The organism is Bradyrhizobium sp. SZCCHNR1093 (assembly GCF_032381175.1).
Taxonomy (GTDB): domain Bacteria; phylum Pseudomonadota; class Alphaproteobacteria; order Rhizobiales; family Xanthobacteraceae; genus Bradyrhizobium.
The window spans coordinates 340,810-353,222 of record NZ_JAUHJJ010000003.1 but is presented as its reverse complement, the minus strand read 5'-3'; the positions used below and the strand labels follow the sequence as shown (position 1 = coordinate 353,222).

At 65.7% G+C, this 12,413-nt stretch carries 14 protein-coding genes; 4 read left to right on the top strand and 10 right to left on the bottom strand.

Annotation, left to right across the window (positions count from 1 at the left end):
* Window positions 1-11 precede the first annotated feature (11 nt).
* The 10 genes from QX070_RS12645 to QX070_RS12600 all read right to left on the bottom strand — a co-directional run bounded on the left by QX070_RS12645 (window position 12) and on the right by QX070_RS12600 (window position 8,313).
* Window positions 12-1,211: an efflux RND transporter periplasmic adaptor subunit gene (locus tag QX070_RS12645; protein ID WP_409999167.1), complete on the bottom strand. Its 1,200-nt coding sequence runs from the start codon at window positions 1,209-1,211 to the stop codon at window positions 12-14.
* A 2-nt stretch (window positions 1,212-1,213) separates the two neighbouring features.
* Entirely contained in the window at window positions 1,214-3,580 is a 2,367-nt protein-coding gene (locus QX070_RS12640; RefSeq protein WP_315737720.1) for an ABC transporter permease, read from the bottom strand.
* Window positions 3,574-4,335, bottom strand: a complete 762-nt coding sequence (locus QX070_RS12635; RefSeq protein ID WP_315737374.1) for an ABC transporter ATP-binding protein — start codon at window positions 4,333-4,335, stop codon at window positions 3,574-3,576. The genes QX070_RS12640 and QX070_RS12635 overlap by 7 nt, the downstream gene beginning before the upstream one ends.
* A gap of 167 nt (window positions 4,336-4,502) precedes the next feature.
* The gene (locus tag QX070_RS12630; RefSeq protein ID WP_315737373.1) at window positions 4,503-4,775 is read right to left on the bottom strand and encodes a hypothetical protein; all 273 of its coding nucleotides are present in this window, start codon (window positions 4,773-4,775) and stop codon (window positions 4,503-4,505) included.
* Window positions 4,776-5,078: 303 nt separating this feature from the next.
* On the bottom strand, window positions 5,079-5,492 hold the full coding sequence (locus tag QX070_RS12625; protein WP_315737372.1) for a GFA family protein: 414 nt from the start codon (window positions 5,490-5,492) through the stop codon (window positions 5,079-5,081).
* 17 nt (window positions 5,493-5,509) lie between these two features.
* Entirely contained in the window at window positions 5,510-5,989 is a 480-nt protein-coding gene (locus QX070_RS12620; RefSeq protein WP_315737371.1) for an SRPBCC domain-containing protein, read from the bottom strand.
* Window positions 5,986-6,315, bottom strand: coding sequence for a metalloregulator ArsR/SmtB family transcription factor (locus QX070_RS12615; RefSeq protein WP_315737370.1), 330 nt, complete (start codon window positions 6,313-6,315; stop codon window positions 5,986-5,988). The genes QX070_RS12620 and QX070_RS12615 overlap by 4 nt, the downstream gene beginning before the upstream one ends.
* 142 nt (window positions 6,316-6,457) lie before the next feature.
* The gene (locus QX070_RS12610) at window positions 6,458-6,640 is read right to left on the bottom strand and encodes a hypothetical protein (protein ID WP_315737369.1); all 183 of its coding nucleotides are present in this window, start codon (window positions 6,638-6,640) and stop codon (window positions 6,458-6,460) included.
* Between the two features lie 518 nt (window positions 6,641-7,158).
* The gene (locus QX070_RS12605; protein WP_315737368.1) at window positions 7,159-7,830 is read right to left on the bottom strand and encodes a transposase; all 672 of its coding nucleotides are present in this window, start codon (window positions 7,828-7,830) and stop codon (window positions 7,159-7,161) included.
* A gap of 69 nt (window positions 7,831-7,899) precedes the next feature.
* Window positions 7,900-8,313 (bottom strand): hypothetical protein, encoded by a 414-nt coding sequence (locus QX070_RS12600; RefSeq protein WP_315737367.1) that lies wholly within the window; start codon window positions 8,311-8,313, stop codon window positions 7,900-7,902.
* Between the two features lie 140 nt (window positions 8,314-8,453).
* Between QX070_RS12600 and QX070_RS12595 the strand changes: the two genes are divergently transcribed.
* From QX070_RS12595 to QX070_RS12580, 4 genes are all read left to right on the top strand, one after another.
* Window positions 8,454-8,630, top strand: a complete 177-nt coding sequence (locus QX070_RS12595; RefSeq protein ID WP_315737366.1) for a helix-turn-helix domain-containing protein — start codon at window positions 8,454-8,456, stop codon at window positions 8,628-8,630.
* Between the two features lie 995 nt (window positions 8,631-9,625).
* On the top strand, window positions 9,626-10,423 hold the full coding sequence (gene murI, locus QX070_RS12590) for a glutamate racemase (RefSeq protein ID WP_315737365.1): 798 nt from the start codon (window positions 9,626-9,628) through the stop codon (window positions 10,421-10,423).
* Window positions 10,424-10,436: 13 nt separating this feature from the next.
* On the top strand, window positions 10,437-11,210 hold the full coding sequence (locus QX070_RS12585; protein WP_315737364.1) for an HpcH/HpaI aldolase family protein: 774 nt from the start codon (window positions 10,437-10,439) through the stop codon (window positions 11,208-11,210).
* Window positions 11,211-11,503: 293 nt separating this feature from the next.
* Window positions 11,504-12,328 carry an acyltransferase gene (locus QX070_RS12580; protein ID WP_315737363.1) on the top strand — a complete coding sequence of 275 codons (825 nt, stop codon included), beginning with the start codon at window positions 11,504-11,506 and terminating at the stop codon, window positions 12,326-12,328.
* The last annotated feature ends 85 nt before the right edge of the window (window positions 12,329-12,413 follow it).

Below are 12,413 nucleotides of genomic sequence, written 5' to 3'. Positions count from 1 at the left end.
GGCGCCGCAGGTCAGCGCGGCGCGACCTTGACGCCGTCGGCCACCCGGTCGCTAGGATAGATGATCACGACATCGCCGCTGGCGACGCCGTCGGCCACGGCGGCGAACCGGCCTGAGCGCCGAATGAGCCGGACGGTGCGCAACTCGGCGCGCCCATCCTTCAGCGCGAACACCGACCAGTCGTCACCGCGCTTGAACAGCGCGCCGGTCGGAACGATGGTCGCATCCTCCTGCGTGAAGACGACGATCTGCGCATCGAGCTGATAGGCATCGCCGAGCCGCTGCCATTGCTCGGCCGGCGAGACGATGTCGATCAGCACGTTGACCCTCTGCTCCTCGATTCCGAGCGTCGATATCTTGGTGAACGCCGCCGGCTCGACCCGGCGAACCCGCCCAGAGAGTCGGCCGGCGCCGCCCCAGCGATCGATCGTGACATCAGCGCCGGGACGGATCTCGACCGCATCGGTGCTGAGCACGTCGACGACCACTTCGAGATCGTGGGGATCGCCGAGGTCGAGCAATGCCGCACCCGGCTGCACCGTCGTTTCGCTTTCCTGGGTCACCTTCAGCACCAGCCCGCCGACCGGCGCGGTCACGCTCCAACTATCCGCCGGCGCATCGGCATCGGTCTTGCTCCCGTAGCGCACCAGCATCGCCCTGAGCTGGCTGAGCTCGTGCTCGGCGGCATGGTCGACATATTCGGCTGCGCGCAGGTCACGCTCGGCGATCCGCATCGCGAGCTCGGCACGCTCCCGCGCCTGCGCGGTCGCCGCTCCGCTGGCGGCCAGGGCCGTGGTACGCGCCAGATCGGCGCTTGCCTGCGCGCTCTGCGCCTGCGCTCGGGCCACGACCGCCTTGGCCCGCTCGACGTTGGCCTCTGCCGCGCCGAGCAGCTCCTCGGTCTCGCGGCGGGCGCGCGGATCGAGCAGCGGCGCTGGCCCCGGCGTGATGGTGGCAACCACATCGTCCGCCTTGACCTGGTCGCCGGCCTTGAAGCGGATGCGCCCCAGCCTGCCGGCGAGCGGCGCGGCCACGACGTAGCGCTGGCGCACCCGCGTCTTGCCGTCGTCATCGACGGTGGCAACGAACCGCCCCTTGGTCACCATGGCCGTCTCCACCGGAACTGCGCCCGGCATCGCCATCCAGGCGATGACGGCGGCGGCCGCCAGGAACGCTGACACGATGCCGAGGCGGCGCAACACGGGACGCATGCTCATTCCCTGGTCTTGAGGGCCGCGACCAGATCGAGCCGATCGACCCTCCTGCGGACGATGATGGCGCTGATCGCGGCGCTGGCCAAGACCACCGCGGTGGCGATCAGGTAGGTCTGCAGCGCGATCACGCCAGGAATCTGGAAGCTTTCGCTGGAATGCAGGTGCGCGATCAGCGCAATGACGCCGCGCGACAGCAACAGGCCGAGCGGAATCCCGACCGCGATGTCCAGCGCAAACTCGCCGAACAGGATGCCCGCGACCTCGCTGCGGGTGAAGCCGAGCACCCGCAGGCTGGCGAGCTCCCAGGCCCGCTCCTGCAGGCTGATGCGTGCGCTGTTGTAGACCACGCCCACGGTGATGATCGCGGCGAAGCCGGTCAGGATGCCGGCGACGACGAACACGAGGCCCGCGATCTTCTCCATGAACGATGCGATGACATAGGCCTTCATGGTCACCGATTCGATCGCCGGCATGGTCTTGAAGCTCGCACCGAGCGCAGCCAGCGCCGCCGGCTCGACATGGAGGCTCGCCGCCGAGACCGCCGCGCCTTCGCCGGTGAAGCGATTGAGCGTGTCGATATCCATGTAGGACGCCATGCCGACCGCCTCGTCGACGATGGCGCTGACCGGAACGTCGCGCCGCCGGCGACGGCCTTCCATCGCCTCCACCGTGACGATCTGCCCTGCGCTCAGCGCCAGACGCTCCGCAAGGCGCCGGGTCAGCGTGATGCCATCAGGCGCCGCCACGATCGGACGGCGCGCGGAATCGTGCGGCCGGCGCAGTTGGTCCGTCGCGGCCAGCCCGATCACCGAGGTCAGGTAGCTCTGATGCCCGGCGCGCAGGCGCACCGGAACGATGCGCTGACCTTCGACCGCGAGCACGCCGGGCTGGCGCGCCAGATCGCGCAGGACCGCACGGTCGACCGGGTGGACAAAGGTGATCATGGCGTTGCCGCGCTCGACCAGGTTGAACTGCAGCTCGATCATGTCGCCGATCGCATCGCGCCAGAAGATCCCGAGCACCATCATCGGCACCGCGAAGGCGATGCCGATGATGGTGAACAGCGAGCGGAACGGCCGCCCCGCGACGTTGCGCAGCATCATCATCCGCCGCGCGCCGAACGCCCTGCCCGGCACGATGCGCTCGATCCAGGAGCGGCGGAATCCCAGCGGCATCGCGGGCCGCATGGCTTCCGCCGGCGCAAGGCCGACGACCTCCTGAAGCGCCGTGATGACCCCGAACGCGCCGGCCGCGATGCTGATCGCGACGCCGGCCACCGCCGCCCATGGCGCCAGCCGGAATGGCAGCTCGGGCAGACGGAAGAACCCCTGATAGCTCGCAATCATGGCATGGCCAAAGCCGAAGCCGCCGGCGATGCCGAGCGCCGATCCGATCAGCACGATGACCAGCATCAGCTTGAGATAGTGCAAGGTCAGCAGCAGCGTCGGAAAGCCGAGCGCCTTCAGTGCCGCGATCTGCTCGCGCTGCGCGGCGACCAGCCGCCCGAGCGCGCCGTTGAGCAGGAACGTGGCGACGCCGAAGAAGATGATGGGAATGGTGATCGACATCACCTTCTGCTGGTTCAGCTCGTCCTCGAGAAAGCGGTTCGACGGCTGGTCCCGCCGCGCGATCGCGCCGATCGACCCATAGGGCTCGAGCAGCCGGTCGAGCTCCTCGATGACGGGCTTGGGATCGACGCCCGGGGCGAGCGCGATCACGGCGTCGTTGAATGCGCCCTTCATGTCGAAGGCAGCCTCGGCCGCGCTCCGGTCGACCCACAGAATGGCATAGAGGCGGTCGTCGGGAATCGGCAATCCAGGCTTCACCGCGTAGACATATTCCGGCGACAGGGCGATGCCGGAGATCCGGAAGCCCTGCACCCGGCCATTGAGCAGCACGCGGATCTCGCCGCCCGGCCTGACGCCGTTGGCGTCGGCAAACGCCTCGTTGACCGCGGCGCTGCGCGCGGCGCCCGGCTCGGGCGCCGTGCCGCGGCGCAGATGCAACCGCGCCAGGGGCTCGTCGCCGGCATGGGTCAGCGACACCAGGCGGGCCGAGACCGGTTGCGAGACGGCAGGCCAATCGACGATGACCTCGCGCACGATGCGCGGCTCGACCGCGACCACGCCAGGAATGGAATTGAGCCGCGGCACCAGCGCGAGCGGCGCCCGCTTCAGCGTGACGAAGATCTGCGGAAACCGGCCGTCGGCATAGAACTGCTCGCAGCCGCCGCGCAGGGACAAATAGGTCGAGACCGAGCCGACGAACACGGCGACACCAGCCGCCACCAGCAGCGCGATCGTGACCACCTGTCCGCGCATCGCGCCGATGTCGCGCCACAGCTTGCGGTCCAGCAGGCTCACCAGCGCACCTCATCGGCCGAGAGGCGCCGCGCATTGCGCGTCTCGCCGACGATGCGCCCGCCGCCGAGCCGCAGCACGCGATCGGCCATGCCGGCGATCGCCGCATTGTGCGTGATGATGATCGTGGTCGTCCCGAGCTGCGCGTTGGCGCGGGCGATCGCGGCGAGCACGACCTTCCCCGTCTCATAATCCAGCGCGCCGGTCGGCTCGTCGCACAACAGCACGTCGGGCGCCTTGACCATGGCGCGGGCCACCGCGACGCGCTGCTGCTCGCCGCCGGACAGCTGCGAGGGAAAGTGGTCGATCCGCCGCTCGAGGCCGACGAGCTTGAGCACCTCGAGCGGATCGAGCGGCTTGTCGGCGATCTCGGTGACCAGCGCGACGTTCTCGAGGACCGTGAGGCTCGGGATCAGGTTGTAGAACTGAAACACGAAGCCGACATGCTCGCGCCGGTAGCGCGTCAGCTCGGCATCGCCGGCGCCGACCAGTTGATGATCGCGCCACTGCGCCTCGCCCGAGGTCGGGCTGTCCAGCCCGCCGAGAATGTTGAGCAAGGTCGACTTGCCCGATCCCGACGGCCCGAGCAGCACCACGAGCTCGCCTTCGTAGATGTCGAGGTCGACGTCGCGCAGCGCGTGCACCTCGACCTCGCCCATCCGATAGGTCTTCGAGAGCTTGCGGGCGCGGAACACCGGGGTGGCGCCGGACCGATCAGGAGGCGCGGCGGGGCCCCCGTCGTTGGTGACGGCCGAACTCATCGGGCTGCGGCTCCTGCACCAAAGGCCCGCATCGAACGTGCGAGACGTCTCACGCCTGAATCTTCCACATCGGATGACATCCCACCGACCATCGGTCGGTAGCCATCGTCATCCGTTGATGCATGTCAAGCGGGCACATCATCACGTGGCCAACGCGCTGATGTCCACTAAACCGCGGTCGCGATCACATACGCCAGCACGGCTGCGCCGAGGCAGCGCCGCCAGGGATTGACGCCGCGCAGGAGTTCGTCGAACGCCCAGACGAAGAGACCGGCTTTGACGAGACAATCCAGATTGGCGCCTGCCTGACCCGGCGGATGCCAAACCCAGCCCACGAGGCTGCCCACCAGCACGATCCACAGAGCGGGGTTCGGCATCTGGGCGATCGTGATCTCGCCGGTCGCGCGATTTCGGAAGAACCAATTCAGAAATCGCAACATCGTACCGCCAGTGGGGGATGATCTTGCGATCCTAGAGCTCAACTGCAGCCGAGTACAACCCGGTGGCACGGCTCAGGTTCTGGTGAATCGACGACCGATTTTCTAGATCGGCGGCGGGTGCTGGGTCGAGATATCACGATCTCCACGGCTGTCATGCTCCGCGAAAGCGGAGCATCCAGTACTCCGCAGCAGAAGATATTGGACCGAGACGTCACCGCGCACTGGATCGTCGGCCTTCGCGGACGAAGACACGGGCGGTCTACAATGTCGATCGTCAACCCTCCTACGCCCCAACGACCGAACTCACCTGGGCGGCATCTTCTCGAATTTCGGCAGCGCCGGATCGAGGTGATCCCAGGCCTGTCCCGCCGCAGTCCACGACACCAGTTGCGGCTTGTAGCGGCTGGGATCGTCGAGGCTCGCCGGCGGAACGATGAACACATCGGGCATCGCGGGAAATGTCAGGTGAACGTGCGAGCCGCAGGTCGGGCAGAACGCGCGCCGCTTTACGGTGCCGCCGTCGCCGACGCTCTGCCAATGCGACACCTCGCCGTCGACTTTCACCTCCGCCGCGACGAAGGTCAAATGCGATTGATGCCCGGTGCCGCTGTCGCGCTGACATTGCCGGCACTGGCAGTCCAGCATCACGGCCGGCTCGCCCGTGATCTCATAGCGTACCGCGCCGCAGGCGCAGCCGCCGGCATAGGACTGGGTCATACCGTTCTCCTTTGGCATCAGTGCAGCTGTTTCGACGGCGCCTCTTCGCCGGCGATCCGGTCGAGATTGGCGACGACCTTCTTCCAGCCTTCGCTCATCTTGCGATAGGCGGTGTCGTTGGTTGGAATTACGAAGCCGGAATGCACCAGGCGAAGGCGCGTGCCCGTGTCCGCCTTGGAAAGACTGAAGGTGACCACCGTCTCCAGCTTCGCGCCGTAGCCGACATTGCCGGCGTGGCCGCCCTTCCACGCGTAGGACAGCCGCTCGTTCGGCACGACCTCCAGCACCTCGCAATGAATGGTGCCATCCCATTCGCCCGCCGGTGTGGTCTGAAAGGTGAAACGAGTGCCGACGACGGCCTCAAATCCCTTCGGCGCCATCAGCCAGCGGCCGATCAGTTCGCCGCTGGTCAGGGCTCTCCAGATGACCTCGGGCGCATGAGGGAAGGTGTCCTCGACCACAATGGCCTGCGTGTCCGCATTCACGGCTTGGTTCATGGATCGATGTCCTTCAGCAGGTTTCTCAGATTGGCAAAGCGGTCGCGCCAGAACGCGCCGTAATGGCTCATCCAGTCGGCCAGCGGCTCCAGGCCGCGTGGCTCGGCGCGGTAATAGACCTTGCGGCCCTCGGGGCGCTCGCAGACCAGGCCGGCCTGTTTCAAGGATTTCAGATGCTGGGAGATCGCGCCCTGCGTGACGGTGCTGCCGCGGGTGAGTTCGACGACGGTGATCTCGTCGGAATTGACGATGCGCTCGAACACCGCGCGCCGGGTGGGGTCGGCCAAGGCGCGCATGACGGCCGTAACGGTTTCAGCTTCGGTCATGCAGAAACAATAGCAAGCACTAATTCATTAGTCAATACTAATGTTATCGGTTACGTTGATCCCGACGTAGCTGCCCGCCCCCCGCGTTCTGAACAGCGATTCCGGTCTTCAGTGCTGTCACCGAAATTGGGTTTGTGAAGTCTCAGAGGAGGCCGAAAGTGATCGCGATTAAGAAAAACACGAACAGCCCGATGCCGACCAGCTTGAAGATGTAAGCAGCCTCGACATCGCGCCCAAACCACTCGAAGTCTGTCCCCCATAGGACGGTTGCGACGAACCCCAGAACGAGGGTCGTGATCAGTAGCATCACGTAGACGGTGTCCATTGATTGATCATAAAGGCGTTTGTCATTTGAACGTAGGCATTATAGCCCGCGGTAATGCCGTGAGGCACATCTAGAGCGCCCCTCAAATCGCGAACAAAATTTTCGGCCCAGTCTTCCGCAAAGGTTCCCATCGTCAATTTCCTTTGATCGTTCTTTGACCAGCTACTACTGCCGCAGCCATTTCGTGGCCACCGCATAGGACGCAGCCGTCATTATGATCACGAACAGAAGGGCTCCGAATATAGCGAAGTAGTACATTCCGGGACGAGCCGATCGGTTAAATATAGCGCCATTCATCGACCACGTTCCGGATCGAACGGCGCTTATAATTAAGCGTCCAAAATACCAGTCCGTCCAACAAGTCATTCCGAATATGAAGATAGTCAAAGCTACATCAACCATACGCGTGCCCTTTGTTAGCTTGGCGGACCATCTGACACAAACGGATATCGATCATCCACTTTCGGTTACGTTGACAGTGCACAAAACTGCGCAAGCCTCGTTTCAACGTCCCCCGCTCAATCCTCCGCTGCCGGCTTCGGCCCACGTTTGGCCGGCTTGAGCACGCGCCCGGTCATTTTCTCGATGCGGGTGAGGAAGCGGTCGCTGCCGATCGGCCGGCCGATGCTCTCGGCGGCGCGCAGACGCGCGAACAGAGCCTCCTCGTCCTCCGGCGCGCGGGTCAGGAGTTCGGCGATGTCCGGGAACATCGCCTTCACGGGCTCGCGCTCGGTCAGGCCATCGTCGCGCCCGCGCAGATGCGCGCGCGTGCTCGACCAGACCCAGTCCTGGGCGCGCGCCACCAGCCGCGCCCGCACCGGATTGAGACTGACATAGCGCAGCGCCGCCGCCAGATGCGCCTCGTCCATCGCCACCGCGCCGAACCGCCCCTGCCAGAAATGCCCGCTGCGCTTGCGGCGCGCCTGGATGACGCCGGCATAGATGCGATGCACCCGCGACAGCGCCCGGCGCAGGCCGTCGGCATCCGACGGCACCAGGATCAGATGCACGTGGTTCGGCATCAGGCACCACGCCCACACCGCGACGTCAGCCGCCCGGCAATGGGTCGCGAGCAGATCGCGGTACAGCGCGTAGTCGTCGTCGCCGAAGAATGTTCGCGCCCGGCCATTGCCGCGCTGGGTGACGTGGTGCGGCAGACCAGGGACGACGACACGGGCAAGGCGAGCCATGCGCCACCTTGCACGCTCGGACGGCGCATGTCAAATTAAGTGTACTGTCACCGTAACTTGTCACTGAAATTATCGCGTCTCACTTGAGGGGTGCAGTCCAGCACTGTCACCGTAATTCACCAGTCTCACCCGCTTCGCCTCATCGTTGTGAGTCAAGGCGACACACCAGCTTATCTCGTCATCGAAGATGCAGACGTCAAAATCTTGCCAAGGCTCCCGAGCTTTCAGAAACTGAAGCACAGCCGGCGCGGTGGTACGAATCATGGTTTCGTAATTCTCCACATAGACGATCACAGCTTGAACTCCAGAGAACCAACTTTCTTGAAGTTCATCAGCACGCTCCGTTGACTCAATTCTGCAAGCGATCGGAATTGCATCCGAGCGGTCCGAAACGAAATAGCCCTCAGGACGCGCTAGAAGACGCGCACGTATTTGCTTCGCTTCCGTGTCGGGCACTAAAGGCCCCAGATTACTGAAGTCCATGCTAGAAGCCCCCGTTGACAGAATCGAAGTAGATATGCCCTTCGGCACCGGCTCCCTTGGTTATTACGGTGACAGTGCTGGACTGCACCCCTCAAGTGAGACACGATAATCTCAAGTGACAGGCATTCCGAGGATGACCTGTGGCAGCAAGAGGAAAGAACCGTCAATTTCCGACGGCCTACAAACTGAAGGCGATCAAGCGTGTCGAGCGAGGCGAAGGCGTTCTGCCGGTTGCGCGCGAGCTTGGGATATCGCGCAAGATCCTGCATGACTGGATCAAGGCTTGGAAGGCGCAGGGGCCCGACGGATTTCGGTGAGGCCCTTGCAACGCGCCAATGATCCGCGCCAGCGCGCGGCGTCCGGCACGGGCCCAGCCGAGCCCGCGCCGCGACGACCCAGATCATCAACCTCCCGATCATCCAGCCAGGGAACCATGCTCCGCCCGGGGACAGCAAGACGGGATTGCCGGCAGCAAAAATCAGGTTTGCCAAATCGTTACAAGGGGATCACGGTTTCGGCCGGCGGCCTCGAAGATTTTTCTTCTGTTTTTCGGAATCATATGCTATCCTTCGCGCCGTCCCGCCTCACTTGAGGGGCGTTTCGCGATCGTCACGAGCGTTGGGTGCGGGATGCGGTGGGCGTGTCGGGTTGCAGCGTGAGCGATCATGCCGACGAACGATCCGATGCGCACGGCGAAATCGTGTGGTCCTGGCATCCCGGTGCTGATGCCAAGTCCGGTGCGCAAGTTCGACGAGCGCGCGGGCGACGGGGGCAATAAAGCCGATCCCCGGGGAGATCACGTATAAGCCGTAACGCCATCGCGCGGGGAAGGCCGGATGATCCGGCCCGTACCTGTGGTTCCTGCCGCCTGCATTTTTTTCGCAGGCGGGCCATGGGTGCGACCGGCACCCGGCCTTTCCCGCGCCCTCATTCTCGAGAGGGTGATCAGACGAGCAACACTCGGACGCGAAGGCGGGCGCGAGGATGAGATGCTGTGCCTACAAACTCCACTGTCGTCCCGGGCAAGCTGCGGCAACGCGTCAGCGTTGGCGCGGCGCCGACCCGGGACCCATACTCCGCAGCGGTTGTGTGACGCACGCTGGAGCGTCCAGCTCGCACGCCCAACCCCGCCGGTGGTTATGGATCCCGGCGTTCGCCGGGATGACACTGAGATTTTGACAGCCACCGTGGCCCCAATGCGCAGCTTTGAACCTTCGCCACCGCCGCCGGAACACACCCAGACGCCTCATTCCTGCCAAACCCCGCAGAAAAACCGACTGAATCACCCCTCCCATTCCGGTAGACTCGCCACGTGACCCACCGCCCGACGATTCTCGTCTTCGACTCAGGCCTCGGCGGCCTGTCCGTGCTGCGCGAGGTGGTGCGCGCCCGGCCGGACGCGCATTACGTCTATGTCGCCGATGACGCCTTCTTCCCCTACGGCCATCACAGCGAGCAGGCCCTGATCGCCCGCGTGGTGCCGCTGATGGGCGAACTGATCGCCGCGCACCGGCCCGACCTGATCGTGATCGCCTGCAACACCGCCTCGGTGCAGACGCTGGCGCCGCTGCGGGCCGCCTATGCCGTGCCTTTCGTCGGCACCGTGCCGGCAATCAAGCCGGCCTGCGCGCAGTCGCAGACCAGGCGCGTCTCGGTGCTCGGCACCAAGGCCACGGTGGCGCGCGAATACACCCACGCGCTGATCCGCGACTTCGCGCAAGGCTGCACCGTCACATTGGTCGGCTCGCCGGATCTCGCGTCGCTGGCAGAGGCCGCGCTCAGCGGCGCCCAGGTCAGCGATGCGGCCATCGCCGCCGAGATCGCGCCCTGCTTCACCGGCGAGGCCGCCGATCCGGCAGGCCGGACCGACACGGTCGTGCTGGCCTGCACGCATTATCCGCTGCTGCTCGACCGGCTCGAACGCCTCGCGCCCTGGCCGGTCTCCTGGATTGATCCGGCGCCGGCCATCGCGCGCCGCGTCGTGGAGCTGCTGGGCCCAGCATCCGGCCATGCCGACGACGGCGACTCCGCGATGATCTTCACCTCGAACAAGCCACATCAGCTCGGCCGCGCGCTCACGCCCTATTTCGGCGGCCGCGTCCCGGCCTGACGGAGACCGTCCGATGTCCACAGCGCCCCGACCGCTCAACCGCCTCAAGCAGGCCTGGCGCGACAAGCAGCCGACGTTCGGCGCCATCGCCACCATCCCGAGCATCCAGACCGTGCGCATCATGGCGCAGCAGCTCGACTGGATCATCGTCGATCTCGAGCATGGCCCGATCGATCTCTCCACCGCGCATGCGATGATCACCGCCACAGCAGGCACGCCCTGCGTGCCGCTGGTGCGCATTGCCGCCAACGAGCCGCATCTGGCGAAAGCGCCGATGGACCTCGGCGCGCTCGGCATCAACTTCCCGATGATCTCGAGCCGCACTGAGGCCGAGAAGGCAGTGCGCAGCGTGCGCTATCCGCCCCGCGGCGACCGTCTGTGGGGTCCGTTCCACGCCCCCTTTCGCTGGAACGTGTCGATGGCCGAGTACATGGCGACCGCCGACGACGACATGATCTGCATGGTGACGATCGAGCATGTCGAGGCGGTCGAGCGGATCGACGAGATCATGGCAGCGCCCGGCATCGACATCGCGGTCATCGGCCCCGGCGACCTGGCGACCTCGATCAACAAGCGCGGTCAGCTCGATGATCCCGAAGTCAAATCCCTGATCGCGCGCGCCGAGGCCGGCATCCTCAGATCGGGCGTGCCGATCGGCGGCGCCGCGCGCTCGGCCGATCAGGCCAATGCGATGATCGCGCGCGGCTACCTGGCGCTGGCGCTCGGCTTCGACTGGTCCTTGTTCCAGCGCGGCATTGCCGCGAGCTTCGAGGGGATCAAGCGCTAGAGTCGGCGGCCGGCTTGGGCCGGTCCTTCACGTTCCAAACAAAGAACAAGAGTTGGGGGGAACACCATGATGAAAAAGACGATTCTCGGCCTGTCGCCGGCCCTGCCCGGGCTCGGGGTGGTCGACAAGACCAAGCCGCTCGCCTCGCCGGCGCCCTGACGCCCAAACGAGGCGTTTGCTGCACGGCGCCCCGGTGCTAACAGAGGCCCGCCACCGGCCCAGGCCGGGAGCCACCAAGCAACGGCCACGCGAGACGGCCAAGACAGAAACCAGCGGGAGCGATCGATCTCACGATGCGCGGAACAACCAAGCCGATCTCGCTGCACCGCCGTCTGATCATCGATCTGATGCATGCCTCGCGTGACGTGCCGTTCGTGTCGCTGGCGCGTACGATCCATATCGGCCCGCTGCTCGAGGCCCGCGCCGCGGCCGTCCGTCCGCCCGGTTTCGCCGCGATCTTCGTCAAGGCGTTCGCCCTGGTCGCCCGCGACGAGCCGGTGCTGCGCACGCTCTACGTCAAATGGCCCTGGCCCTGCTTCTACGAGCTGCCGCGCAGCGTCGCCACCGTCACCATCGCCCGGGTCGAACATGGTGAGGATTGCGTGCTGCCGCAGCGCATCTCCGGGCCGGAGACCATGACCCTGGCCGAGATCGATGCCGTGATCCGGCAGGGCAAGGAGGCGCCGGTCGAGGACGTCGCCATGTTCCGCAAGATCATGCGGGCGACCCGGCTGCCGTTGCCGCTGCGCCGGTTCGCCTGGTGGGTCGGGCTCGGCTTCGGCCGGCAGCGGGCCAACTGGTTCGGCAATTTCTCCGTGACCAGCGTCGCCGCCTGCGGTGGCGGCCAGCTGCTGGCCCTGAGCCCGGGACCGTTCATCGTCAATTACGACGTCATCCAGCCCGACCATACCCTGGCCATCCTGATCCGCTGGGACCACCGGGTCACCGACGGCGCCATGATGGCCAGGACCGCAATCCGGCTCGAGCAGGTGCTGAACGGGGAGATCGCGGCCGAGCTGAAGGCCGGACCCCCGTGCGGCCGTGGGCCGGCGGAGGCCGTACCCGGATTCCCGGCTGCGCGGCAGAAAATTACCGTTGCGGGAGAGCCGCAGCGGTGATTCGCCGGCAAAAGCGCCGGTTGCGGTTTGACAAGTCGGCAGGTTCTCCCGTAGAACCCGCCTGCTCGCGGGCCGGTTTCGGCCC